This window comes from Xanthomonas sp. Leaf148 (assembly GCF_001423585.1).
Taxonomy (GTDB): domain Bacteria; phylum Pseudomonadota; class Gammaproteobacteria; order Xanthomonadales; family Xanthomonadaceae; genus Xanthomonas.
Genome location: NZ_LMOP01000001.1, coordinates 344,860 through 368,776, shown reverse-complemented (window position 1 = coordinate 368,776; position 23,917 = coordinate 344,860). Strand labels below are relative to the sequence as shown.

Sequence of the window (23,917 nt, the reverse complement as noted above, 5' to 3'; positions counted from 1 at the left end):
TTCACCACATGAGCAACACCAAGATCGCACTGGTCACCGGCGCCACCCGCGGCATCGGCCTGGAAACCGTTCGTCAACTCGCACAGGCCGGCGTGCACACGCTGCTGGCCGGTCGCAAGCGCGACGACGCAGTGGCCGCTGCACTCAAGCTGCAGGCCGAAGGCCTGCCGGTGGAAGCGATTCAACTGGACGTCAACGACGACATCAGCATCGCCGCGGCAGTCGGCACGGTGAAGGAGCGTCACGGCCACCTGGACATCCTGGTCAACAACGCCGGCATCATGATCGACGACACCCAGCGCAAGCCGTCCGAGCAAAGCCTGGACACCTGGAAGCGCACCTTCGACACCAATCTGTTTGCGGTGGTCGGCGTGACCAAGGCGTTCCTGCCGCTGCTGCAGCGTTCGCTGGCCGGCCGTATCGTCAACGTGTCCAGCGTTCTCGGCTCGCTGACGCTGCATAGCGAGCCCAGCTCGCCGATCTACACTTTCAAGGTGCCTGCCTACAACGCCTCCAAGAGCGCCTTGAACAGCTGGACCGTGCATCTGGCCTACGAGCTGCGCGACACCTCGATCAAGGTCAACGCCATCCATCCGGGCTACGTCAAAACCGACATGAACGGTGGTGAGGGCGAGATCGACATCGAGCAGGGCGCACACAGCAGCGTGCAGATGGCATTGATCGATGCGCACGGCCCCACCGGCAGCTACACCCACTTGGGAGACACCTTGCCATGGTAAGAACATTGCTCGGCGCGGCGCTGGCTGCGCTGGTGCTCAGCGGTTGCGCGGTGGGGCCGGATTACCGGCCCGACCCGCCCGCCTCGGTCACGCTACAGGGCGCGCAGGATGCGTCTTTCAGCGCTGAATCTCCGGTCGGCAACTGGTGGTCGCAGTTCGACGACCCGGTGCTGGAGCAACTGGTGCGCGATGCGTTGTTCGCCAACCACGATCTGCGCATTGCGGTGTCGCGGGTGAAGCAGGCACGTGCGGTGTTTGTGGAGCGTCGTCTCGATCAGGCCCCGCATATCACTGCGCAGAGCAGCTTCGATCGACGCGAGCAGCAGCAGGTGATCGCCGGCAATCAGCGCTTCCTCACCGAACAGACCACCCTGGGCCTGGATGCGGCCTGGGAGCTGGATCTGTTCGGCCGTCAGCGCCGCGCCTCGGAAGCGGCGCGCGCCGATCTCGACGCCGAGCAGGCCAACCTGCTGGACGTGCAGGTCACGGTTGCAGCCGAAGTGGCGCGCAATTACTTCGAATTGCGCGGCACCCAGAAGCAGCTCGATGTCTCCAAGCGCACCCTGACCAATCTGCGCGATACCCAGAAGCTGACGCAGACGCGTTGGGACCTGGGCGCCGGCAGCGAGCTGGATGTGCAGAGCAGCCTGGCGCGTTTGAAGGCCATCGAAGCGGATATTCCATTGCTGGAAACCGCCGAGGCGCAATACCGGCATCGGCTTGCCGTGTTGCTCGGCCAGCAGCCGAATGCGCTGGACGCCACCCTGGTCGCACGCAGCATGCCGGCGTTTGCGCGCCCGTTGCCGCTGGGCGATACGGCCGGATTGCTGCGTCAGCGCCCGGACGTGCGTAGCGCCGAGCGCCGTCTGGCCGCAGCCACCGCGCAGGTTGGCGTGGCCACCGCCGATCTATTCCCGCGCATCAGCGTGAGCGGCTTTGTCGGCTTTCTGTCCGGCGATGCGGCCAGGTTGACCCAGGGCAACGCAAAGGCCTGGTCGATCACCCCGTCGATCAGCTGGGCTGCATTCGACTTCGGTACCGTGCGTGCACGCCTGCGTGCCAGCAAGGCTCAAGCCGACGGTGCATTGGCGCAATACCAGCAAACGGTGTTGCTGGCACTGGAAGACACTGAAAACGCCTTGATCGGCTACGGCCGGCAGCAGGCGCGTCTGGCGATCGTGGTGGACCAGGCCAATGCCGCGCGACGTGCCGAACAGCTCGCACAGATCCGTTACCGCGAGGGGTCGGAAGACTTCCTGACCTTGCTGGATGCACAGCGCACCCAGCTGGCGGCAGACGATGCGTTGGCGCAGGCCGAGGCGGCAGTCAATGTCGGCGTGGTCGGTGTGTACAAGGCGCTGGGCGGCTGGAAGCAGGGTGAAGCGCCCGCCGCACCGGTGGCGGTGGTCGATCGTTGAACGATGGACGGGGCGGCCGTTGGGTCGCCCCGTCTAGCAGAAGATCGTAATCGTCGTGTTCGATGTCGCGATCTAGCCAGCTAGCAGGGCGGTGCTCAGTCGGCAACCCGTACGCTGTCGCGGCCGCTGTTCTTGGCCAGATACAGTGCCGCATCTGCACGCGAAAACCAGTCTTGCCAGTGCGTTTCGCCATCGTGGCGCGCAGCTCCCAGCGAGACCGTGATGCGTCCTCCCGGGCCACGCAACCCATTACGGATCACCTTGCGCAAGCGCTCGGTGGCCGCTTCCAGTTCCGCCGATGAGCCGGCGCGCAGCAACACCACGAATTCTTCGCCGCCAAAACGGAACACCTGATGCGGCTCGCGGACTTCGTAGCGCAAGATGGTCGCCAGATCCGACAGCGCGGCATCGCCTGCGGCATGCCCGTACAGATCGTTGACCTCTTTGAAATGGTCCAGGTCCAGGATGATCAGACTGTTGAGCCGCTCCTGCGGTTGGCGCTGATCGATCTGATGGGTCAACGCGCGTTCGAGCATGCGTCGGTTGGGCAAGCCGGTCAGTGCATCCAGCGACGCCAGCTCTTCCAGGTGCACGCGGTCGTCCTGCATGCGCAGCGAGAACGAATACCCCACTGCCAACGTCACCAGCGTCACCACCACGGTCGACACGCCCTGGCCGGGGCTGACGATCAAGCCGGGCAAGAACAACAATGCCACCATCAACGGCAGGCTCAGCAACACCGCGCGTTGCGGTCCGCACAGAAAATAATTGGTTGCCAGCACCGGAAACAGCCAGGGCAGGGCGCCGTCGCCCCCGGTCCAGCAGGCCACCAGGCAGCCGGCGACATTGATCGATGCCAGCCAGACACCGCCGGCGCCCGTGCGTTCTGCCGCGCGCATCTGCCAGCCGCGCCAGATCGCCAACACGCCCAGCGCTGCGGTGATGAGGCACGCAATCGCCTGGCCGGTCATGGCCAGGTACACCGCATAGAGGCAAAGCAACAGCGCGGTGATTGGCCCAAGCATCTTGACGATGCCGAGGCGGAAATCCCGCCGCAGGTGAAGGATCACAGGCAAGGTTCTGTCGGAGTCGGCATCATTATCGGCCGGGTTGCGCGAAAGTTGAGCATGCAATCACCGCTGTAGCGGGTAGGAAAATGAAGCGTTGCATGGCAAGGCTTGGTGCGTTGTTGACGGCCTTGTGGCAACCGTATCGGCTGTGAGTCGGGGCCTGTTATGCCTAAACGCGAAGAGCTAGCGACGCGCCTCGATGCGTTGCAGAACGGACTGCCGCAGCTGCCTGCAGATGAAGATGCGGATTTCGACTATCGGATCTCCAGCGCGCACCGAAGCGGTACTGCGCAGCGCCGAGCCCGACGATGCGACCTACGTGCGTGCCCGCGTCGACGGAATGCTGGCTGGAACATGGATGATTCCCACCGACGCGGATGAGCGTGCCGGTCAGTGATGCAGCGCTACTGAAGAATCGGCCGACACGTATGGCAGGCGCGGCGAGTGCTTGTGTCGGCATGGTGCGTCAGGCCGCAGCTTCGGCGACGCCGTCTTGCTCAGCGAACCGCCTCTCATTGATCTGTGGCTTGCGGATATAAGTGTATATGCATAGTCGCGCTGGGGTGGCCTGGCGCCGGACCGACGCCTGGCGACCGGCTGACGATCAGATATCGCATATCCAATCATCGCGCTGCGATCGCTGCGATCGCTGCGATCGCCGGGATCGCTGGGATCTGCCTGTCGGCTGTCAGGACTCCTGCGCCAACTCTGTATCGGCCGCTTCCGGCGCGCTGATGACCTGATTGCGCCCGGCTTGCTTGGCGCGGTACAGCGCTTCGTCGGCGCGCCGCAGCAGTTGCGCCGCATTGCCCGCGTGTTCGGGAAAGCTCGCCGCGCCGAACGATGCGGTGATCTTCGGCAGCGACACGCCATCGGCCATCACCTGCAACCCCTCGATCCCGGCGCGCAACTTTTCCGCCATCCTGCGCGCAGTGGCCAGATCCACCTCGGGCAGGATGATCGTCAATTCTTCGCCACCGTAGCGGCAGCAGATATCTTCGCCACGGGTCTGCGCCAGCAGCAGTTCGCCGATTGCCGCCAGTACCCGGTCGCCGCCGCTGTGCCCATGCAGATCGTTGAACCGCTTGAAGTGGTCGACGTCCAGCATCAGCACCGACAACGGCTGCACCCGGCGCGTACAGCGTGCCAGTTCGTGATTGAGCGCTTCTTCCAGATAGCGGCGGTTGTACAGGCCGGTGAGCGGGTCGCGGATCGATTGCTGACGCAGTGTTTCGCGCAGACGCAGGCTATGCAGCACCAGCGAGAGTTGTTCCGCCGCCGCTTCGGCCACGGTCAGTGAACTCAGACCGCCCGGTTGGTCGCTGCGCAGCGCCAGCATGCCCAGCTGTGTGCCCTGTGCCGACAATGGAATGCACACCGTGCTGGCGTGCGTCGGAAGATTGGCGCCGGTATGGCGACACAGCATGCCCAGGCTGGCATCTTCCACCACGTGCGTGCGATCGCGGCGCAGCGCCCAGCATGTCTCCGGCGCGATGCTTGCGCTGTCGTCGTCGGCCATCGCGCCCCAGGCCACCACCTGCTCGGCGCGATCGCGCGATGCGCGCAGCAAATACACCGCACCGGCCGCGCCGGGAATCAGCGGCGCAATCGTGCGTGCGGTAATTTCCAGCGCTTCTTCGGCATCGCGGCAGTTTTGCAGCAATCCCGAGTAGCGCGACAAGGCTTCCAGTCCCGCAGAGGTGCGCTCCAGCGTCGCAAACGACTCGACCAACTGCTCGCTGGTATGGCTGGCCTCGTCCTCGGCACGCTCGCGGCGTTGCAGCTCGCGCGCCAACAAGCGGTAAGCCAGCAGCATCACCAGCAGCCCGCTGACGATGCCGGTCACGGTCATCCGCAGCACCCACTGCGCACTGAGTGCATTGGTCTCTGTCCGCTTCACCAGCTGGTGACGTTCCAGCTCGGTCATGGTTTGCACCTGGCGCCGCAATGCCGAGGAGGTCTGGAACACGCCGCGCGCAATCGACCCGCGCGCGCCATCCAGGCCATGGGTGCGATAGCTGTGCAGCAGATCATTGATCTGCACCAGTCGCGTGTCCACCAATTGGCTGAGCACACGTACATTGCGTCCCTGTACCGGGTTGTCCTGCACCAGCGCCTCCAGCCGTACGATGCGCTCGGGCAGGCGCCCGATCGCATCGGCATACACGCCCAAGAACGCCTCGTTGTCGGTCAGCACGTAGCCACGCACCGACGACTCCGCCGACAGCAGCCCAGCCTGGATTTCGTCGATGCCCGCAAGGACTTCCTGCGTATGCGTCACCCAGCCCGCATCGGCCAGCGAGCGCTGCGTGGTGAAGTAGCCGCCGATACCGATCAGGACGAAGATGGCGCCCCCGAGCAATAAAGCCCCAGCGGCATGGCGTTTTGCTTTTTTGGTCAACACCGTGTTCCCCAACACCGATTGTCTGGTTGAGGCCGATGCAAGCGCCGTGCCTCAATCAGTCAGTTAGCCAATCAGTTAGCAGGCAAGCAGGCAGGCCTCGATGGCAGGCCTCGGTGCCATGCCCTAACGCCAGTACGCTCCTGCCGCACTGCAGAACCAAGCGCGTCTTGGTTATTTTTCTTCTAACCGGTCGGCTGATCTGTCGCGCCGCCCCAAGCCGTGGCATCGGCGAGTCTTGGGGCGCGGTTGGGTACATCGGAACAGCGGTGCGGGCAGAGAAGCGCAAGCTCACAGGCGCCGCGCTTGCGCCTACGTTCCCGATCGACCCAGCGCCGTGTTGGCTGGGCGAAGTGCCGGCAGGGTGTCCCATGCCATGGAGGCCATGCATGCCGAAGCGCAACGGCAACTCGACTCCGCCTGAGCTGAACGCCTTGTTCGCCAGCGGTGCAGAGCCGACGTGTAGCCAGGAGGAGGGCGTCAACCTGGCCATTGCCATAGCCGGGCTTGAAAGCGCCACGCGTTGATGCACTGAATCGCCCTAGTTGGTCCAGCCAGTGCCGGAGCAGCAACCAGCACCGGCACGCTGGCATGCGGTTTGCTTCGAGTGCATCAGGAGCGCTGACGAGCGCCGTCGGAGTAGATGCAATGGATGAGCCCAACAAGAGCGCACTGGTCCTGCTGCAGCAGGAAGCGACCGAGCTGCTCGCACTGTTCGACCAACTCCGCGGCGACGTTGCGTTAGCCCACGCGTGTGACCGCCCTCTCGCAGGGGCGATCGCCACCACATCCGAACCGACAGCCCGCGTCACTAATTGACGCGGCGGGCAGTGGCGAGCGCTGGCGATGGCGCTAGCGGCGTCGCTGCCGCAGCGCCCATGAAAAAGGCCGGGAAACTCTTTCGAGGATTCCCGGCCTTAGTCGGTCTTCTTAGGACCGCTGTGTGGTGGAGGTGGGCGGAATCGAACCGCCGTCCGGAAGCACTCCATCCCCGGCACTACATGCTTATCCCTCCGTTAGATCTCATTCCCAGGCAGCACGGCGGGCAAAGCGCACCTGGAAACCAGCCTGCTTGATTTAGCCGGTAGCTGACAGGCAGCCACCACCGGCGGTTCCGTGATAATGACCCTACATCTACGAGCACGGGCACAAGTAGTTTCGGGGGTTCGCCTTAGGCGGCTGTAGAACTACAACTAAAGCCAATTAAGCGGCGATAGCGAAGTCCGAACCGTAGTTGTCGTCGTTGGCAACTAAAAGTTTGCTGCTGGATTAACGAGGAAAGCTGCCCCCTCGGCATGCGCCAAGCGACTTCGCGACCCCCGTCGAAACCAGTGCACCCCCGGGGAAAGCATCAAACGCTGACGTGGTCAGTGTAGGGATCGGCGCGCCCTGTCACAAGTGGTGAGATGGACAGCGCTTACAGTGGCTTCAGTCCTACCGGACCGAACAGTCTGTAAACGAAGGAGCGAAGCGATGGCGACAGGTAAGCCCCCACGTCCACGTTCGACACGCGCAGCCCCGCGCCCGGCCACTGCAACTGCCAAGCAGTCGGCACGGCCGCAACAGAAGCGCGCGCCTAGGTCAGGCGCACAAGCCGCCGCGGCAGCCCGCGTGCAGGGAAAGGCGCGCACCGTTGTCTACATCCACGGCATCGGCAACAAGCCGCCCGCCGAAGTGTTGCGTTGTCAGTGGGACAAGGCGTTGTTCGGGCGTCCGATGGGCGAGCGCACCCGGCTGGCGTACTGGGTCAATCGCGAGCGCTATCCGGTGGCAGAGCCCGGCAATTGCGATGGACGCGATGTGGGGCCGGCGCTCAACCAGAGCGTGCAGCGTGCATTGAGTACGCTCGGCCTGGTGCCGGGCGGGCAGGATCTGCACGTGCTCGCCGATGCGTTGGCCAACAGTGAGCAGGAGCGGGCCGATCTGCATCGCTTGCTTGACGAACTGGAGACTGCGAGCGCACCCGGCAGCGTGCAGGCAAAGGGCCCGATCGATGCGATCAACCGCGTGCTGCTGCGGCTAATCTCTGCGGCGTTGCTGCAGGACGTGCACGACCTGTTCTTCGTGCCCGAGCGCGCTTCATCGATGCGCGAAAGCCTGACCCAGCGGCTGCGTGCAGGCGGCGGGCCGTTCGTGGTGGTCGCGCATAGCCAGGGCTCGATGATCGCTTACGACGTGCTGCGGCAGCTTGAGGCGGCCGACTGCGAGGTGACGCTGTTCCTGACCGTGGGGTCGCCGCTCGGGCTACCGCAGGTGCGCAGCATGTTCAAGCGCTGGACCGGCACCCGCAAGCTGCCATTCCCGGCGTGCGTGCAGCAGTGGATCAATGTGGCCGAGACGCGCGACCCGATTGCGCTGGACCCGGATCTCACCGGCGACATCGCCAATGCGAAGGGGCGTTTCGAAAACATTGCTGGCGCGCGGATCAATCCCGACTGGCAGCACAACCCGCATTCGGGCTCGGGCTATCTGTCGATCCCGCAGGTACGCGCAGCGGTGCGTCAGGCGGTGGGTATGGGCTTCGATCAGCCTGTCTCCAATGCGGTGTTGATCAAGGACCTCAGCGAGCAGCTCGAAGCGCACGGCCCAGAGCATCGACATGAAGTCCTGATCGAGCTGGATCGGCGGCTCGCCGGCAACGATCCGGCCGGGGTGCGGGCGGTGCTGGTGCGCCATCTGCGCGAGGTCGCTGCGCGCAGCACCGGCCTGGAGGGCGACGCATTGGATGAGGCGATCGAGTTGGAAGACGGGTTGCAGCGCTTCGTGTCCGCGCGCCTGACCCGGTTCGAAATCGAATCGCTGCAGAATCGCTACCGCGCGCTGGGGTTTCGCCGGGTGTGGCGCGATGCCGGCAAGCGCGCGCTGATTCACATCTCCGGCAACGTGCTGCATGCCGATGCAGCACGCAATGCCTATCGTGCGCGCGGGCAGCAGATCGGCTGGGCGGTGCTGGATACCGGTATTGCCGCCAGCCACCCGCATTTCTTCGTCAAAGGCCAGCGCGACAATGTGGTGGCGCAATGGGATTGCACCCGGCGCGGTGCGCCCAAGCGATTGACGCGCGCCGACGGCGATGCGTTTGCCCGGCTCGATCGGCACGGCCACGGCACCCACATCGCCGGGATCATTGCCGGCCACTGCCAGGCGACGCTGCCGGATGCGCAGGGCAAGCCGGGCCCGCCGCTGGAATTTGCCGGCATGGCGCCGGACGCGCAGCTGTATGGCTTCAAGGTGCTGGACGACGCCGGTGATGGGCGCGATTCGTGGATGATCAAGGCCGTACAGCAGGTGGCTGCCATCAACGAGCGCGCAGGCGAGCTGGTCATCCATGGGGTGAATCTGAGCCTGGGCGGCTATTTCGACCCGGAAAGCTATGGCTGCGGCTTTACGCCGCTTTGCAACGAGTTGCGGCGGCTATGGCGGCAGGGTGTGCTGGTGGTGGTGGCTGCCGGCAACGAGGGACTGGCCTGGTTGATGGGCAAGGATGGCGATGCCTATCCGGCCAACATGGATCTGTCGATCAGCGACCCGGGCAATCTGGAAGAGGCCATCGTGGTCGGCTCGGTGCACAAGAGCAGCCCGCACAATTACGGCGTGTCGTATTTTTCTTCGCGCGGGCCCACCGCAGACGGCCGCGGCAAGCCCGACGTGGTGGCGCCCGGCGAAAAAATCGTCTCGGCCTATTACGACTTCGACCCCAAAGATCCGGCCAGCCTGATGGTGGAAATGAGTGGCACCAGCATGGCCGCGCCGCATGTCTCCGGCGTACTGGCCGGCTTTCTGTCGGCACGCCGCGAGTTCATCGGCTTCCCGGACCGGGTCAAGCAATTGATGCTCGACACCTGCACCGATCTCGAACGCGATCGCTACGTGCAGGGCAGGGGAGTGCCGAATTTGATGCGGATGCTTGGAAAGACGTGATTCGGAAGTCGGGATTGGGGATTCGCAATAGCAGCGAGGCCATGCCTTGCGTTGGTACTTGATTGGATCGCACGCCAGCGACGCGGGTCACCGCCGTAACGAATCCCTAATTCCCAATCCCCAATCCCGGCTACTCACGCATCTCGGTTGTGCCGCCGCATCACGCGCTGCTTGTCGCGCTGCCAGTCGCGGTCCTTGGCGGCGTCGCGCTTGTCGTGATTCTGCTTGCCCTTGGCGAGCGCGATTTCCAGCTTGACCTTGTTGCTGCTCCAGTACAGCGCGGTCGGCACCAGGGTGTAGCCTTCGCGCTCCACGCGGGTGAGCACCTTGTCGATTTCGCTCCGGTGCAGCAGCAACTTGCGGTCGCGACGTTCCACCGGCACGGTGTGGGTGGAGGCCTGGATCAACGGGGTGATTTGCGCGCCGATCAGGTAAATCTCGCCGGAGCGCACATACGCGTAACCGTCGACGATGTTGGCGCGGCCGGCGCGGATCGCCTTGATCTCCCAGCCCTGCAGCGCCAGACCGGCTTCGTAGCGCTCTTCCAGGTGGTATTCGTGGCGCGCACGCTTGTTCAGCGCGATGGTTTTCGTGGCCTTCGCGCCGTTTGCTTTATCCTTGGATGGTTGCTTGCTCATGACGCCATTGTCGCCGATTCGGCGTCGTCAAACGATCTTCCGTCTTTCACAAGTTAGCGAATGCCTACCATCCGTCGCAGCGCACTGGTCGAACACAGCACCTCCCGCATGTTCGATCTGGTCAATGATGTCGCCGCCTATCCGCGCCGCTTCGGCTGGTGCGACGCTGCCCATGTGCTGGAGCAGGACGATGCGCATATCGTGGCGCGCCTGGATCTGGGCCTGGGCTCGTTCCGCACCTGGTTTACCACCGAGAACATGCTCGAGCGGCCCGAACGCATCGTGATGCATCTGCGCGATGGGCCGTTCAAGCGCCTGGAAGGCTTGTGGGAGTTTCAATCGCTGGGCGACAACGCGTGCAAGGTGAGTCTGACCCTGGAAGTGGAAACCAGCTCGCGCTTGCTGGGGCCGGCACTGGCGCTGGGATTTCAGGGTCTGGCCGATCGCATGGTCAACGATTTCGTGCGGGTCGCCGATCGCGGCGACGTGTGACCATGCAGGTTGAAGTCGTCCTGGCCTGGCCGGATCGCTACAGCGCGGTGTTGCTGGATCTGCCGGAGGGCGCAACGGTCGCCGAGGCAGCGGCGGCATCTGGCCTCATGCAACAGAACGCATCCGCAGCGATCGCCATCCACGGTGTCGTGGCGCGCCAGGATCAGGTGTTGCGTGCGGGCGACCGGGTCGAATTGCTCAGGCCGCTGCTGCTGGACCCGAAAGAAGCGCGTCGCCGCCGGGCTGCGTCTGCTGCGAAGGCCGATCCCGCTAGCTAATGCACGGATCTGGCTGTATCGGCCGGGCAGAAGCCATTGAGCGAACTCTTCCGGCAAGGGCGCCATCGCAGTAGCTGCGTTGTGGTGCTCGACGTCGTGCTGTGCTGGCTGCAATCGGCTTCGATACAGAAGCGAGCGCGCAGAAACGGGCTTCGAGCGAGTTTCGCTCTGCGCGTCGCCAGACAACTGCGGCGCCCGCCTGAGGCCAGACAGTATCGAGCGCTGCCATCTGCGCACTGCGCCAAGCGTGCACTTTGCTGGCGCAGGCAAGCGCGCGGCAGTTGGCAGGCCGAGTGCGATGGTTCGAGCAGACAATCCGAGCGGACAAGGAAAGAGCAAAAAGCCGGCATCGATGGCCGGCTTTCAGGCGTTGCGGGTGGTCAGACGATCGCGTGATCGCTGACCGAACGCATCAACGGCCGCGCTGCTTCTTCTTGTCGCGCGCCAGGTTGCGGCCGAACTGCTTGGGTGCCGACTTGGCCAGCTGCTCGTCCTGCGAGGGGAAGTAGTCGCCTTCCCAGCGCGCCACCTGATCGTTCTCGAAGAACACGGTGAAATTCTTGACGTCGGTACGCGCCAGGCGATCGACGCGCTGGGTGGACGTGTAGTCCCAACGCTGCGCATGGAACGGGTCGGGAATCGACGGAGTGCCCAGCAACGCGCTGACCTGCTGCTTGCTCTGGCCGACCTGCAGTTGCTCCACGGCATTCTGTTTGATCAGATTGCCCTGGTAGATCGGCTGCTTGTAAATGATGCCGCAGCCAGCGGTGGAAAGAGCAACGGCGGCGACCAGCAGGAGATTGCGCATCGGGGAATAAGTGCTGAGGAAATCACGCCGATGATACACTCCCGCCGGTCGCCGCGACCCGTTTGATGGCAGCTGGCGCTAAATCGCCAATGAACGGAGAACATATGGAAACCCACGACCTGCGCAAAGTTGGGCTCAAGGTGACCCATCCGCGCATGCGGATCCTGGAATTGCTCGAGCAGAAGAGCAGTCACCATCACCTCAGCGCAGAAGACATTTATCGGCAGCTGCTCGATCACGGCGACGAGATCGGGCTGGCAACGGTGTATCGCGTGCTGACGCAGTTCGAGGCCGCTGGCCTGGTGCTCAAGCACAATTTCGAAGGCGGGCAGGCCGTGTACGAGCTGGATCGCGGCGGCCACCACGACCATATGGTCGATGTGGATACCGGCCACGTCATCGAATTCGAAAGCGAAGAGATCGAGGCATTGCAGCGTCAGATTGCCGCCAAGCACGGCTATGAGCTGGAAGAGCATTCGCTGGTGCTGTACGTGCGTAAAAAGCGGCCGCGCTGAGCGCGCGTCATCGCGTACGGCAACAACAAGGCGGCTTCGGCCGCTTTGTGCGTTTTGTGGTGCAGGTCGTGATGATTCGCTGGCGTCTGTGTGCTCCCATCCGCCCTTCGGGCACATGCAGGTGAATCGCGCTGGCGGAACGCTTTCCTGGGCGGGCTCGCTGCCAGTCCTGCAGAGCAAAGTCCGCGCCTAAAAGGTAGCGAGCAGTGGTCAGGCGGGTGTGAGCGGCGCGCTGAGAACCGGAGTGGGCATCCGGTAATGCCACAGCGAGCGTCTAGCACCAACACCAACACCAACACCAAAACCAAAACCAAAACCAAAACCAACACCAACACCAAAACCAACACCAAAACCAACACCAAGCACCGGCAGCGCCCGCCTGGCGGTGAGCGCAGTCAAGGTTGCCAGCCGCTCCAAGCCCGAGGACGGGCGGACGCTGCGTCGGTTGATTGCTGCAACGCCCGGAACCGCCAGCGGAGGCTGCGAGACCGCGTTGCCCCTGCCGGCTCCGCAATCTGCCTCGATCAGGCGCTCTGCAATAGCTTGCGGGCTGCCGCGCGCGCTTCCTTGCTCACTTCCACACCCCCGAGCATGCGGGCCAGCTCTTCCTGGCGCGCCTGCGGGCCGAGCAGCTCGACCGCGCTCTGGGTCATGCCGTCTACCGGCGCCTTGCTGACCCGGTAATGCGCGTGGCCCTTGGCTGCCACCTGCGGCAAGTGGGTGACGCACAGCACTTGGCGCTCTTCGCCCAAGGCGCGCAGCTTCTGGCCGACGATATCGGCCACCGCGCCGCCAATGCCGGAATCGACTTCGTCGAAGACCATGGTCGGCACGCTGTCCAGGCCGAGTGCTGCCACTTCGATCGCCAACGAAATCCGCGACAGCTCACCGCCAGAGGCCACCTTGCGCAGCGCGCGCGGTGGCTGGCCGGCATTGGCGGCGACCAGGAATTCCACCCGCTCGGCGCCGTTGGGATCCGGGCGCTGGGTCTCCTGCGGCTGCAGCTGAATCAGGAATTGCCCGCCGCCCATGCCCAATTCGCCGATCAGCGTGGTGGTGGCAGCGGACAAGGCCTCGGCAGCGGTCTTGCGACTGTCGCTGAGCACGCCGGCGGCGCTGCGCCAGACCTCGGTGGCGGACTCGATGTGCTTGTCCAGCTGCTGAAGGCGCTCGTCGGCACCACGCAGGCTTTCCACTTCCAGGCTCATGCGTTCGCGGTGGGCGGCCAGCTCGTCCGGGGCGACACGGTGTTTGCGCGCCAGGTCGTGCAGGCGGCCGAGACTGCGTTCCATCGCTTCGAACTGGGCCGGATCGGCGTCCAGGTCGTCGCGCACGCGGTCGAGCAGGGCCAGTGCTTCTTCGATCTGGATCACGGCGCTGTCCAGCAGCGCGTCCACCTCGCCCAGGCGCGGCTCGTGCTCGGCGACGCGGGCCAGGTCGTGGCGGCTGTCCTGCAACAAGCCGAGTGCCGACGCGCCGTCATCGCCGTTGAGCTGCTGGGCCACGCTGTCGCAGGCGCCGATCAGTGCTGTGGCATGCGCCTGACGGCGGTGATTGACGTCCAGGGCGGCGATCGCGGCCGGGTCCAGCTCCTCGCGTTCCAGTTCGCCGAGTTGATGTTCGAGAAAGCCGATGCGGTCGGAGACATCGCCCTGCGCAGACAGCGCGTCGCGCTCGTCCAGCAGCGCCTGCCAGCGCTGGCTGGCCTGGCGTACCTGCTCGCGCTGGGGGCTGTTGCGGGCGTAGGCGTCGAGCAGGGCGAGCTGGCTGTGGCGGGCCATCAGGGCCTGGTGCTCGTGCTGGCCGTGGATTTCCACCAGCCGTGACGCCAGTTCGGCCAATTGCGAAGAGGTCACCGGGCGGCCGTTGATCCAGGCACGCGAGCCGCCGTCGGCGCGAATGATGCGGCGCAGCTGGCATTGGGCCTCGTCGTCCAGCTCGTTGTCGGCCAGCCAGGTCAGGCCGGGGTGCGCGGCCGGCAGCTGGAATTCCGCCGACAGCTCGGCGCGGTCGGCGCCATGGCGCACGACGCCGCTGTCGGCGCGCAAGCCGGACAAGAAGCCCAGCGCGTCCACCATCAGCGACTTACCGGCGCCGGTTTCGCCCGACACCACGGTCATACCCGGCCCGAACTCCAGTTCGGTGGCGCGGACAACGGCGAAATCCTTGATCGAGAGGTGTCTGAGCATGAGGGTCGAGTGTGAATGCGTTGGGGAAGCTTAGGGCAGGAAGGGGCGGGCAGGGAGTCGGACGCTTGCCATCCCCGGGGCCAGACATTATCTATGCCCAGTCTCACCGGATGATCCCATGCGCGCGTCCCAGTCCCCAATGCTCGACCCCCGCGCCCGCCAGTTGCTGCGCACCTTGATCGCACGCTACATCCGCGATGGCGAGCCGGTGGGCTCGAAAACCCTGGCCCAGCATGCCGGGCTGGATGTGAGCCCGGCGACCATCCGCAATATTCTGGCCGATCTGGAGGACGTGGGGCTGCTCAGCTCTCCGCACACCTCGGCCGGGCGCATTCCCACCGCGCACGGCTACCGGGTGTTCGTCGACAGCCTGGTGCAGATGCAGCCGCCTGGCGAAGAAGAGGTGCGGCGCCTGCGCGCGGAGCTGGCCAGCGGCAATGGCACCCAATCGCTGCTGGGCAGCGCCTCGCAGATGCTGTCGGCGATGAGTCACTTCGTGGGGGTGGTCAGCGCCCCGCGCCGGGAGCAGTTCGCGTTCCGACATATCGATTTCGTGCCCCTGGATGCGCGGCGGGTGCTGGCGATCCTGGTGTTTGCCGACAACGAAGTGCAGAACCGGGTGATCGAGCCGCGCCGCGCCTACGAGCCGGCCGAGCTGGAGCGGGTGGCCAATTACCTCAATGCACAGTTCGCCGGGCGCGCGCTGTCGGATATCCGCGCCTCGCTGCTGCGCGAACTGCGCGTGGCCAAGAACGAAATGGAGCAGTTGCTGGCGCACAGCGTGGACCTGGCCAGCGAGGCGCTGGTGCCGGCTGAGGCGGACGATATGGTGATGGCCGGGCAGACCCGGCTGATGGGCGTGCAGGACCTGTCGGACCTGGACCGGCTGCGCGAGCTGTTCGAAGCCTTCGCCAGCAAGCGCGAGATCCTGCAACTGCTCGAACGCACCATCCAGGCACCGGGCGTACGGATCTTCATCGGCGAGGAGACCGGCATGGTGTCGCTGGAAGACGTCTCGCTGGTCACCGCACCGTATTCCGCCAATGGCCAGGTGCTGGGCGTGCTGGGGGTGATCGGGCCCAAACGCATGGCCTATGACCGCCTGATTCCGCTGGTGCAGACCGCCGCCCAGGTGCTGGGCGCGGCCATGGAGCCGCCCGGCACGCGATAACCAGCGGCAATCGAAGCCATCGTTTTGCTTGAAACGCGGCCGAGCGCCCACATACGGGGTGACGTTGGGGCGGGCGTTCCGCTTGCCCGGGAACTGCATATGAACCAAGACCACCCCGAATTCGACTCCGAAGACCTGTCCCAGAATCCACCCGAGACCGATCCGCTCAAGGCCGAGATCGAGTCGCTGCGCAGCGAGATCGCGCTGGTCAAGGCCGACGCCCTGCGCGAGCGCGCCGACCTGGAAAACCAGCGCAAGCGCATCGCGCGCGACGTCGAGAACGCGCGCAAGTTCGCCAACGAGAAGCTGCTGGGCGAGCTGCTGCCGGTGTTCGACAGCCTGGACGCCGGGCTCACCGCCGCCGGTACCCAGCCCAGCCCGCTGCGCGATGGCCTGGACATGACCTACAAGCAGTTACTCAAGGTCGCTGCCGACAACGGCCTGACCCTGCTGGACCCGGTTGGCCAGCCGTTCAACCCCGACCAGCACCAGGCGATCAGCCAGGGCGAGGCCGAAGGCATTGCGCCGGGCCACATCGTGCAGGTGTTCCAGAAGGGCTACCTGCTCAACGATCGCCTGCTGCGCCCGGCCCTGGTGGTCGTGGCCAAGCACGACTGATCGGCAGCGCCCGGCTGAACTGCCGGGCGCGCCGTTAGAACACAGATGCGCACAGATGGCTTGAACACCTGCGCGCCACCCCCACATCTCAGCCAGACCCGGCGTCGCCGGACACAGCTACAGAATCATCAGGAGCGTATCCATGGGCAAGATCATTGGTATTGACCTCGGCACCACGAACTCGTGCGTGGCGATCATGGACGGCGGCAAGGCCCGCGTCATCGAAAATTCCGAGGGCGATCGCACCACGCCCTCGATCGTCGCCTACACCAAGGACGGCGAAGTGCTGGTCGGTGCCTCGGCCAAGCGCCAGGCGGTGACCAACCCGAAGAACACCTTCTACGCGGTGAAGCGCCTGATCGGCCGCAAGTTCACCGACGCCGAAGTGCAGAAGGACATCTCGCACGTGCCGTACGGCATCCTGGCGCACGACAACGGCGATGCCTGGGTGCAGACCAGCGATTCCAAGCGCATGGCGCCGCAGGAAATCTCCGCGCGCGTGCTGGAAAAGATGAAGAAGACCGCCGAAGACTTCCTCGGCGAGAAAGTTACCGAAGCGGTGATCACCGTGCCGGCGTACTTCAACGACAGCCAGCGTCAGGCCACCAAGGACGCCGGCCGCATCGCCGGTCTGGACGTCAAGCGCATCATCAACGAGCCGACCGCCGCAGCCCTGGCCTATGGCCTGGACAAGAACGGCGGCGATCGCAAGATTGCGGTGTACGACCTGGGCGGCGGTACCTTCGACGTGTCGATCATCGAAATCGCCGAAGTCGATGGCGAGAAGCAGTTCGAAGTGCTGGCCACCAACGGCGACACCTTCCTGGGCGGCGAAGACTTCGACAACCGCGTCATCGAATACCTGGTGGACGAGTTCAACAAGGATCAGGGCATCGATCTGCGCAAGGACCCGTTGGCGCTGCAGCGCCTGAAAGATGCCGCAGAGCGCGCCAAGATCGAGCTGTCGACCAGCCAGCAGACCGAAGTGAATCTGCCCTACGTCACCGCCGATGCGTCGGGCCCGAAGCACCTCAACATCAAGTTGACCCGTGCCAAGCTCGAAGCGCTGGTGGAGGACCTGGTCAAGAAGTCGATCGAGCCGTGCCGCACTGCATTGAACGACGCCGGCCTGCGCGCCAGCGACATCAATGAAGTGATCCTGGTCGGCGGTCAGACCCGCATGCCGAAGGTGCAGCAGGCGGTGGCCGATTTCTTCGGCAAGGAACCGCGCAAGGACGTCAACCCGGACGAAGCCGTGGCCGTGGGCGCTGCGATCCAGGGCGGCGTGCTGGCTGGTGACGTCAAGGACGTGCTGCTGCTGGACGTGACCCCGCTGTCGCTGGGTATCGAAACCATGGGCGGCGTGTTCACCAAGATCATCGAAAAGAACACCACCATCCCGACCAAGGCCTCGCAGACCTTCTCCACCGCCGAAGACAACCAGTCGGCCGTGACCGTGCACGTGTTGCAGGGTGAGCGCGAGCAGGCCCGTTTCAACAAGTCGCTGGCCAAGTTCGACCTGTCCGGTATCGAGCCGTCGCCGCGCGGCATGCCGCAGGTGGAGGTGTCTTTCGACATCGACGCCAACGGCATCCTGCATGTGTCGGCCAAGGACAAGAAGACCAACAAGGAACAGAAGGTCGAGATCAAGGCCGGTTCGGGCTTGTCGGACGAAGAGATCCAGCGCATGGTCGCCGACGCGGAAGCCAACCGCGAAGAAGACAAGAAGTTCCAGGAGCTGGTGCAGACCCGCAACCAGGCAGATGGCCTGATCCACGCTACCCGCACCGCGATCACCGAGCATGGCAGCAAGGTCGGTGGCGATGTGATCGGCAAGGTGGAAGCGGCGCTGTCGGATCTTGAGACCGCCATGAAGGGCGACGACAAGGCGCAGATCGACGCGCGCAGCAAGACGCTGGAAGAAGCCGGCCAGTCGCTGTACGCAGCGGCCGCCGCGGCAGAGCAGGGCGGCAACGCCGATGCGGCCAGCGGCAATGCGCAGGCCTCCAAGGCCGCCGATGACGTGGTGGACGCCGAGTTCACCGAGGTCAAGGACGACAAGAAGTAAGCCGTGATTTGGGAGTCGGGCGTGGGGAGGGGCAGGCGCTAAAGCGCATGCCCCTCCCGCCCGATATCCTCTACGCGTCGCGTCGCCAAGGCGGACCAGCAGCATGCTGTCCGCCTTCGCGTTTCAAACGAATCACGAATCACGAACCACGAATCCCCGCTTATGAGCAAACGCGATTACTACGAAGTGCTGGGCGTTGCCCGCGGTGCCAGCGACGAAGAGCTGAAGAAGGCCTATCGCCGTTGCGCCATGAAGCACCACCCGGACCGTAATCCGGGCGACGCTGCGTCCGAGGCGCTGTTCAAGGAGTGCAAGGAAGCCTATGAAGTGTTGTCGGACGGCAACAAGCGCCGCGCCTACGATGCGCATGGCCACGCGGCCTTCGAGCACGGCATGGGCGGTGGTGGCGGTGGCGGGCCGGGCGGCCCGGACATGGGAGATATCTTTGGCGATATCTTCGGCAATATTTTTGGCGGTGGCGCCGCCGGTCCGCGCGCTGCGCGACGTGGCGCCGACGTCGGTTACGTACTGGAACTGGATCTGGAAGAAGCCGTCGCCGGCATCGAGCGACGCATCGAGATCCCGACCCTGATCGAATGCGAACCCTGCCACGGCAGCGGCTCGGAAGACGGCAAGGTCGAGACCTGCGCCACCTGTCATGGGCGCGGCCAGGTACGCATCCAGCGCGGCATCTTTGCCATGCAGCAGAGTTGCCCGCACTGCGATGGCCGCGGCACGCTGATCCAGAACCCGTGCAAGACCTGCCACGGCGCCGGTCGCGTGGAAGAAGACAAAGTGCTGTCGATCAAGGTGCCGGCCGGCGTGGATACCGGCGACCGCATCCGGTTGGCAGGCGAAGGCGAGGCCGGCCCTGCCGGTACACCGCCGGGCGATCTGTATGTGGAAGTGCGTGTGCGCGAGCATGCGATTTTCCAGCGCGACGGCGACGACCTGCATTGCGAAGTGCCGATCCGCATTTCGCAGGCGGCGCTCGGCGACACCGTACGCGTTGCGACCCTGGGCGGCGAGGCGGAAATCCGTATTCCCGCCGAGACGCAGACAGGCAAGTTGTTCCGATTGCGCGGTAAGGGCGTGCGTTCGGTGCGCAGCCGCAGCGAAGGCGATCTGTATTGCCGCGTCGTGGTCGAAACGCCGGTCAACCTCACCGCCGATCAGCGTGAGTTGCTGCAGCAGTTCGAGGCAACCTTCACCGGTGAGGATGCGCGCAAGCATTCGCCCAAGTCGGCCACCTTCATCGATGGCGTCAAGGGCTTCTGGGATCGCATGACGTCGTAAGCGACGTCATGGGCAGTGGGGAAGCTGCCCAACAAAACTACGCCTACGCCTGCATGGAGCAGGCGTGGACGTTGAGCGAGGCGAATGAGGAAAAGACAGCTTTCCTTCGCCCGATCGAAAGCGCTCCTGCAGCGATATCCTTTTCCTGTGGCGAGAAGCGCTACACGAACGACATCCTTCTCGCTCGGAAGAACTGCCACAAGAGCGTTCGAAATAAACTGCCAGAACGAAACAAACTGCCAGAAGCTTGCTCGCAGGAAAGTGCCAGACTCTCCCTCGCAAGAAAGTGCCAGAAGAACAACATCCTTCTCCCCTCGGGAGAAGGTGCCCGAAGGGCGGATGAGGGTGCGGCGTACCGATCGCCAACGCCTAAGCGATCGGCAACTTGGCCTTGCTCCGGTGCAGTCGTGCATCAGCAGAGATGCCCACCTGACAACACATCGTGTCGCCCTCCATGCAGGCCTGCGCTTCACTCACCTCACGCGCGCAGTGCCCAGCACTCTTGATTAAATCGCTGCGCGATGCCGCAAACTGCATCTGAGCCACTGACACCATCCCGACGCTGAGCCGATACCCGCTCACTCAGCGCTGTTGCGCCTCGTCAGATCGCAACGTCTGCAAAACATGCAGAGACTGCGCAGCGCTTAAGCGTTCGGCTCTGACGTCTGCGTCGCCAGACGGTATGAATGTCAGTGCCATCCAGCTCGCATCCAGTCAACGCACGTCGCACTGCACATCGCGCGGCTCCAAACACGCCACGCGCTCACGCATTGCGGCAGATAATGGGGCTCTCCTCTCACGATGGCGCCTCCCATGAGCGATGCAACCGACAGTCATCTCGTCCACGGTCGCCGCCAGCGCCCGGATGGTCCTTCGCCGGTCGATGTGATCTCGGTGCAGTCGCAGCTGGTCTACGGCCATGCCGGCAACAGCGCTGCCGTGCCGCCGCTGCGCGCGCTCGGATTACGTGTGGCCGAAGTGCCGACCACCTTGCTCAGCAACGCGCCGTTCTATGCAACCTTGCGCGGCCGTATATTGCCGGCCGACTGGCTGGCCGATCTGTTGCTCGGCGCCACCGAACGCGGCCTGCCGCAGCGTGCGCGCATGCTGGTCTCCGGCTATTTCGGCAGCCTGGCCAACGGCGAAGCATTCGCCGATTGGCTGGAGCAGACGCTGCCGCAGGCGCCGCAGCTGCGCTATTGCCTGGATCCGGTGATCGGCGACACGCACACCGGCCCCTACGTCGAGCCGGGCCTGGAGCGGGTGTTCGCCGAACGTTTGCTACCGCATGCCTGGCTGGTCACGCCCAATGCGTTCGAGCTGGGACGCTTGACCGGTATGCCCAGCCTGGAGCAGGACGACGCCATCGCTGCGGCCCGCGTCCTGCTCGCACGCGGCCCGCGATGGGTGCTCGCGCATAGCGTGGCCGGCGCGACAGGCGAATTGGTGACCTTGGCGGTCAGCACTGATGCGGTGTATCGCTGGGCCAGCCCGCATCTGCCGGTCGACGTGGCCGGCACCGGCGATGTGTTGATGGCGCTGCTGATCGGCTTTCTGCTGAGTGATGTGCCGTTTGAGCAGGCGGTGGGACACGCGCTCACCGGTGTGCACAGCGCGCTGGAGGCCACGCTGGCGGCAGGTTACGAAGAGTTCGATGTGCTGGCCGCCGCTCCGGCCGCGCTTGCGGCACTGCCGCGCTTTGCCGCTGAGCGCCTGGCATGAGTGCGCAGCCGGTGGTCGGCATCGTCGGCATTGCCGGCGCCTACGGGCGCTGGCTGGCGCAGTTTTTGCGCACCCGCATGCAGCTGGAGGTGATCGGCTTCGATCCTGCAGTCAGCGGCGACATCGATGAAGCCACCCTGGCGCAGCGTGCGGATGTGCTGATTTTTTCTGCGCCGATTCGCCACACCGCCGCGTTGATCCAGCGCTATGTGGAACTGGCCGGTGCACGCGCTGCATCGCAGCTGTGGATGGACGTCACCTCGATCAAGCAGGCGCCGGTCGCTGCGATGCTGGCGTCGCAGGCAGATGTGGTCGGCCTGCATCCGATGACCGCGCCGCCAAAATCGCCAACCTTGAAGGGGCGGGTGATGGTGGTCTGCGAAGCGCGCCTGCAGCATTGGTCGGCGTGGGTGCAGACCTTGTACGTGGCACTCCAGGCAGAGTGCGTTTACGCCACGCCCGAGCACCACGACCGGGTGATGGCCTTGGTGCAGGCGATGGTGCACGCCACTCACTTGGCGCAGGCCGGCACCTTGCGCGACTACGCACCGCTGCTGGGCGAATTGCAGGCATTGATGCCGTATCGCTCCGCGTCGTTCGAACTCGACACGGCAGTGATCGCGCGCATCCTCTCGCTCAATCCATCGATCTATGAAGACATCCAGTTCGGTAACCCGTACGTCGGCGAAATGCTCGACCGCCTGCTGTCGCAGCTGCAGCAGTTACGCGCACTGGTGGCGCAAGGCGACGACGCGGCGCGCGCGCAGTTCCGCAGTCAGTTCCTGCACGCTAACGTGCAGGCCCTGCAACACACCGCATTGGCCGCGGGCAACTACACCTACGAGCGCGTTGGCTATTTGCTTGCCGATCTCACCGAACCGCTGACCTTGAGCGTGTATCTGCCGGAAGACCAGCCTGGTTCGCTACGCGCGCTGCTGCATGTCTTCGAACGGCACGGAGTGAATCTGTCGTCGATCCATTCCTCGCGCACACCGGTAGGCGAGCTGCATTTCCGGATCGGGTTCGAAGAGGGTAGCGATCTTCAGTCATTGGCGGAAGCAGCGAACGAGATTGATTCGAGCGGCATCGGGCGCGTACTGGAGCGTCCAGAGCTGGGAAAGTGATTGCGGAAGGAAGATGTTTGCGGCAGTCCGTTGCTTCAAGAGGCTAGGACGGCTTGCGGTGTGCAGTGCTTGTAAAGCGGAAGTATCTTACGCATTGATTAATGCATCTTCCGCGGCAGCCTGGTTTCCCAGCAGCAGTCGGTACCTGGTCTTTGTGTGAGCGTTGCTCGGTGCGTTTTTCAATTCGCCTTCCAGCATCGCTGGCGCGTTAGGCTCGATCACCCTCGACTTTGGCTGGTCTGCAGCTTAGCGTTCCGAGGCAAAGCCCGCCACGGTGGTTGTGTTAAGGGCGTATGCCTGGGAATGGGTTGCTGTGCCGCAGAGGCAGATGATTACGGTTCTTCAGTAAAAACCGCCTTACTATTCACTCAAGCCGATGCCTTCTCACGACACGGATGAATCCAGATCTCATGCCATGAATGTATTCGTGAAAATTCTTATCGTTCTAGCGAGCGTTGTAGCTGGGACAATGGCTAGCGTCGTTATAGCGAGTACTTATGTGAGTGCCACCTATTCGTGCCTGCCGGCTCCCGGCGAGCCGTGTGATGCTGGTGGTTATACGGGTCTGAGCATGGCTATCCTTTTGACCCCTGTGCTCAGCATACTTTTTGCCTTGTTCGGCTATTGGTTGATCGTGCGCTATCAACGTCAATTTGATGCCGAGTAATTCATCAGGCCAATCTCTCCGCGGTGCCGCCGTTATCAGTGTTCATACACACAGATGTTTCAATAGATTTACAGCAGCGTGCGCATCTGGTACTGGATGCAAGCCAAGCCCTCATTGGGTCGACTCACTTCGGGCGCTAGCATCAAAATGGCCGCATTAAAATTCGAAGCAAAAATCGTCACTACCGCAAATCCTGATGGTGAGTTCCTTGTAGTCGGTTTCGCGGATCAGGAAGCCGGTGCCGAGGTCTACCTTGTACTTCAGCGCGGCTTGGATTTCGATGAGCAGGACGTGGCACATGGTATGGACACATATCACGTTGAGTGGTGTGGCCAAGAACACTCCCGTTACGGCGGTATCTCCAAGTTTTCGCTGCAGTCGAACCATGCCGATATCAGGTTTGCTCCAGATGCAGTACAGGCATTCGGTGGCATGGACGCTCTCACCATCTTCTTCCAGTTGACAGCTTCCAAGCATTTGGAGCTGCGACAAACGCTAGAGCATATCTTTGAGGGAACTGGCTGCCTCGTCGTGGCCGATGCCTGAAATTTTATTCAGTCAGCGGCACATCGATGCGCGCTTCGCGCCTCATGTCTGCTATGGGGATAGCGGATGTTTACCGGTCTCTTTCAAGCTGTACAGCGGGCAAAAGGATGCCCTGCAGGGAGAAGTCGCCCAACCAGTAAAAACACCTGATGTCGAAGGGGGCGGTCCTTTGTTCCTTCTTGGACATAAGCGAAAATTTCATCCACACGGGGTGTGGATGAAAGTTGCACAAGCA

The 23,917-nt window shown here is 63.8% G+C and carries 22 protein-coding genes, 1 other RNA gene and 1 pseudogene; 17 read left to right on the top strand and 7 right to left on the bottom strand.

The features are described 5' to 3' along the window. Nucleotides 1-8: 8 nt before the first annotated feature. On the top strand, nt 9-740 hold the full coding sequence (locus ASF90_RS01525; RefSeq protein WP_055844941.1) for an SDR family oxidoreductase: 732 nt from the start codon (nt 9-11) through the stop codon (nt 738-740). Further along, entirely contained in the window at nt 734-2,158 is a 1,425-nt protein-coding gene (locus ASF90_RS01520) for an efflux transporter outer membrane subunit (RefSeq protein WP_055844938.1), read from the top strand. The genes ASF90_RS01525 and ASF90_RS01520 overlap by 7 nt, the downstream gene beginning before the upstream one ends. Before the next feature lie 95 nt (nt 2,159-2,253). Here the strand turns inward: ASF90_RS01520 and ASF90_RS01515 are convergent, their stop codons facing one another. Further along, nucleotides 2,254-3,228 carry a GGDEF domain-containing protein gene (locus ASF90_RS01515; protein ID WP_055846208.1) on the bottom strand — a complete coding sequence of 325 codons (975 nt, stop codon included), beginning with the start codon at nt 3,226-3,228 and terminating at the stop codon, nt 2,254-2,256. Between the two features lie 94 nt (nt 3,229-3,322). Between ASF90_RS01515 and ASF90_RS01510 the strand changes: the two are divergent. Then, a pseudogene (locus ASF90_RS01510) lies at nt 3,323-3,625 on the top strand (hypothetical protein). Between the two features lie 291 nt (nt 3,626-3,916). Here ASF90_RS01510 and ASF90_RS01505 read toward each other — a convergent pair. Further along, the gene (locus tag ASF90_RS01505) at nt 3,917-5,632 is read right to left on the bottom strand and encodes a diguanylate cyclase (RefSeq protein WP_055846206.1); all 1,716 of its coding nucleotides are present in this window, start codon (nt 5,630-5,632) and stop codon (nt 3,917-3,919) included. Nucleotides 5,633-6,018: 386 nt separating this feature from the next. Between ASF90_RS01505 and ASF90_RS23160 the strand changes: the two genes are divergently transcribed. Then, the gene (locus ASF90_RS23160; RefSeq protein ID WP_156364941.1) at nt 6,019-6,156 is read left to right on the top strand and encodes a hypothetical protein; all 138 of its coding nucleotides are present in this window, start codon (nt 6,019-6,021) and stop codon (nt 6,154-6,156) included. 121 nt (nt 6,157-6,277) lie between these two features. Further along, nucleotides 6,278-6,448 (top strand): hypothetical protein, encoded by a 171-nt coding sequence (locus ASF90_RS23760; RefSeq protein ID WP_162847462.1) that lies wholly within the window; start codon nt 6,278-6,280, stop codon nt 6,446-6,448. A gap of 125 nt (nt 6,449-6,573) precedes the next feature. Here ASF90_RS23760 and ssrA read toward each other — a convergent pair. Then, nucleotides 6,574-6,970: a transfer-messenger RNA gene (ssrA, locus tag ASF90_RS21140) on the bottom strand. A 132-nt stretch (nt 6,971-7,102) separates the two neighbouring features. Between ssrA and ASF90_RS01500 the strand changes: the two genes are divergently transcribed. Continuing rightward, nucleotides 7,103-9,550 carry a S8 family peptidase gene (locus ASF90_RS01500; protein WP_055844934.1) on the top strand — a complete coding sequence of 816 codons (2,448 nt, stop codon included), beginning with the start codon at nt 7,103-7,105 and terminating at the stop codon, nt 9,548-9,550. A gap of 134 nt (nt 9,551-9,684) precedes the next feature. Here ASF90_RS01500 and smpB read toward each other — a convergent pair whose 3' ends face one another. Then, on the bottom strand, nt 9,685-10,188 hold the full coding sequence (gene smpB, locus ASF90_RS01495; protein WP_055844930.1) for an SsrA-binding protein SmpB: 504 nt from the start codon (nt 10,186-10,188) through the stop codon (nt 9,685-9,687). Between the two features lie 60 nt (nt 10,189-10,248). Here smpB and ASF90_RS01490 point away from each other — a divergent pair, with 60 nt between their 5' ends. After that, nucleotides 10,249-10,680 (top strand): type II toxin-antitoxin system RatA family toxin, encoded by a 432-nt coding sequence (locus ASF90_RS01490; RefSeq protein ID WP_055844927.1) that lies wholly within the window; start codon nt 10,249-10,251, stop codon nt 10,678-10,680. Between the two features lie 2 nt (nt 10,681-10,682). Continuing rightward, nucleotides 10,683-10,958 (top strand): RnfH family protein, encoded by a 276-nt coding sequence (locus ASF90_RS01485; RefSeq protein ID WP_055844924.1) that lies wholly within the window; start codon nt 10,683-10,685, stop codon nt 10,956-10,958. A 412-nt stretch (nt 10,959-11,370) separates the two neighbouring features. Here ASF90_RS01485 and bamE read toward each other — a convergent pair whose 3' ends face one another. After that, complete coding sequence (gene bamE / locus ASF90_RS01480; protein WP_055844921.1) at nt 11,371-11,766, bottom strand: outer membrane protein assembly factor BamE; 396 nt, start codon at nt 11,764-11,766, stop codon at nt 11,371-11,373. Between the two features lie 104 nt (nt 11,767-11,870). On the opposite strand from bamE, the gene fur reads away from it, so the two are divergent. Next, entirely contained in the window at nt 11,871-12,281 is a 411-nt protein-coding gene (gene fur, locus ASF90_RS01475) for a ferric iron uptake transcriptional regulator (protein WP_055844918.1), read from the top strand. A 210-nt stretch (nt 12,282-12,491) separates the two neighbouring features. Here the strand turns inward: fur and ASF90_RS23975 are convergent, their stop codons facing one another. Continuing rightward, nucleotides 12,492-12,680 carry a hypothetical protein gene (locus ASF90_RS23975; RefSeq protein ID WP_201782812.1) on the bottom strand — a complete coding sequence of 63 codons (189 nt, stop codon included), beginning with the start codon at nt 12,678-12,680 and terminating at the stop codon, nt 12,492-12,494. Between the two features lie 125 nt (nt 12,681-12,805). Beyond that, nucleotides 12,806-14,470 (bottom strand): DNA repair protein RecN, encoded by a 1,665-nt coding sequence (recN, locus tag ASF90_RS01470; RefSeq protein ID WP_055844915.1) that lies wholly within the window; start codon nt 14,468-14,470, stop codon nt 12,806-12,808. Between the two features lie 139 nt (nt 14,471-14,609). Here recN and hrcA point away from each other — a divergent pair, with 139 nt between their 5' ends. The 8 genes from hrcA to ASF90_RS01425 all read left to right on the top strand — a co-directional run bounded on the left by hrcA (nt 14,610) and on the right by ASF90_RS01425 (nt 23,682). Beyond that, a complete protein-coding gene (hrcA, locus tag ASF90_RS01465) occupies nt 14,610-15,641 on the top strand; it encodes a heat-inducible transcriptional repressor HrcA (RefSeq protein ID WP_055844914.1) in 1,032 nt (343 codons plus the stop codon). A gap of 99 nt (nt 15,642-15,740) precedes the next feature. Further along, nucleotides 15,741-16,259 (top strand): nucleotide exchange factor GrpE, encoded by a 519-nt coding sequence (grpE, locus tag ASF90_RS01460; protein ID WP_055844911.1) that lies wholly within the window; start codon nt 15,741-15,743, stop codon nt 16,257-16,259. Between the two features lie 142 nt (nt 16,260-16,401). Beyond that, nucleotides 16,402-18,327: a molecular chaperone DnaK gene (gene dnaK / locus ASF90_RS01455; RefSeq protein ID WP_055844909.1), complete on the top strand. Its 1,926-nt coding sequence runs from the start codon at nt 16,402-16,404 to the stop codon at nt 18,325-18,327. 162 nt (nt 18,328-18,489) lie between these two features. Next, entirely contained in the window at nt 18,490-19,623 is a 1,134-nt protein-coding gene (gene dnaJ, locus ASF90_RS01450) for a molecular chaperone DnaJ (protein ID WP_055844906.1), read from the top strand. Nucleotides 19,624-20,436: 813 nt separating this feature from the next. Further along, nucleotides 20,437-21,345 carry a pyridoxal kinase gene (gene pdxY, locus ASF90_RS01440; protein WP_055844901.1) on the top strand — a complete coding sequence of 303 codons (909 nt, stop codon included), beginning with the start codon at nt 20,437-20,439 and terminating at the stop codon, nt 21,343-21,345. Next, nucleotides 21,342-22,469: a prephenate dehydrogenase gene (locus ASF90_RS01435; protein WP_055844898.1), complete on the top strand. Its 1,128-nt coding sequence runs from the start codon at nt 21,342-21,344 to the stop codon at nt 22,467-22,469. The genes pdxY and ASF90_RS01435 overlap by 4 nt, the downstream gene beginning before the upstream one ends. Before the next feature lie 499 nt (nt 22,470-22,968). Further along, nucleotides 22,969-23,136 (top strand): hypothetical protein, encoded by a 168-nt coding sequence (locus ASF90_RS01430; protein WP_156364940.1) that lies wholly within the window; start codon nt 22,969-22,971, stop codon nt 23,134-23,136. 147 nt (nt 23,137-23,283) lie between these two features. Further along, nucleotides 23,284-23,682, top strand: a complete 399-nt coding sequence (locus ASF90_RS01425) for an Imm10 family immunity protein (protein ID WP_055844891.1) — start codon at nt 23,284-23,286, stop codon at nt 23,680-23,682. Nucleotides 23,683-23,917: the final 235 nt, after the last annotated feature.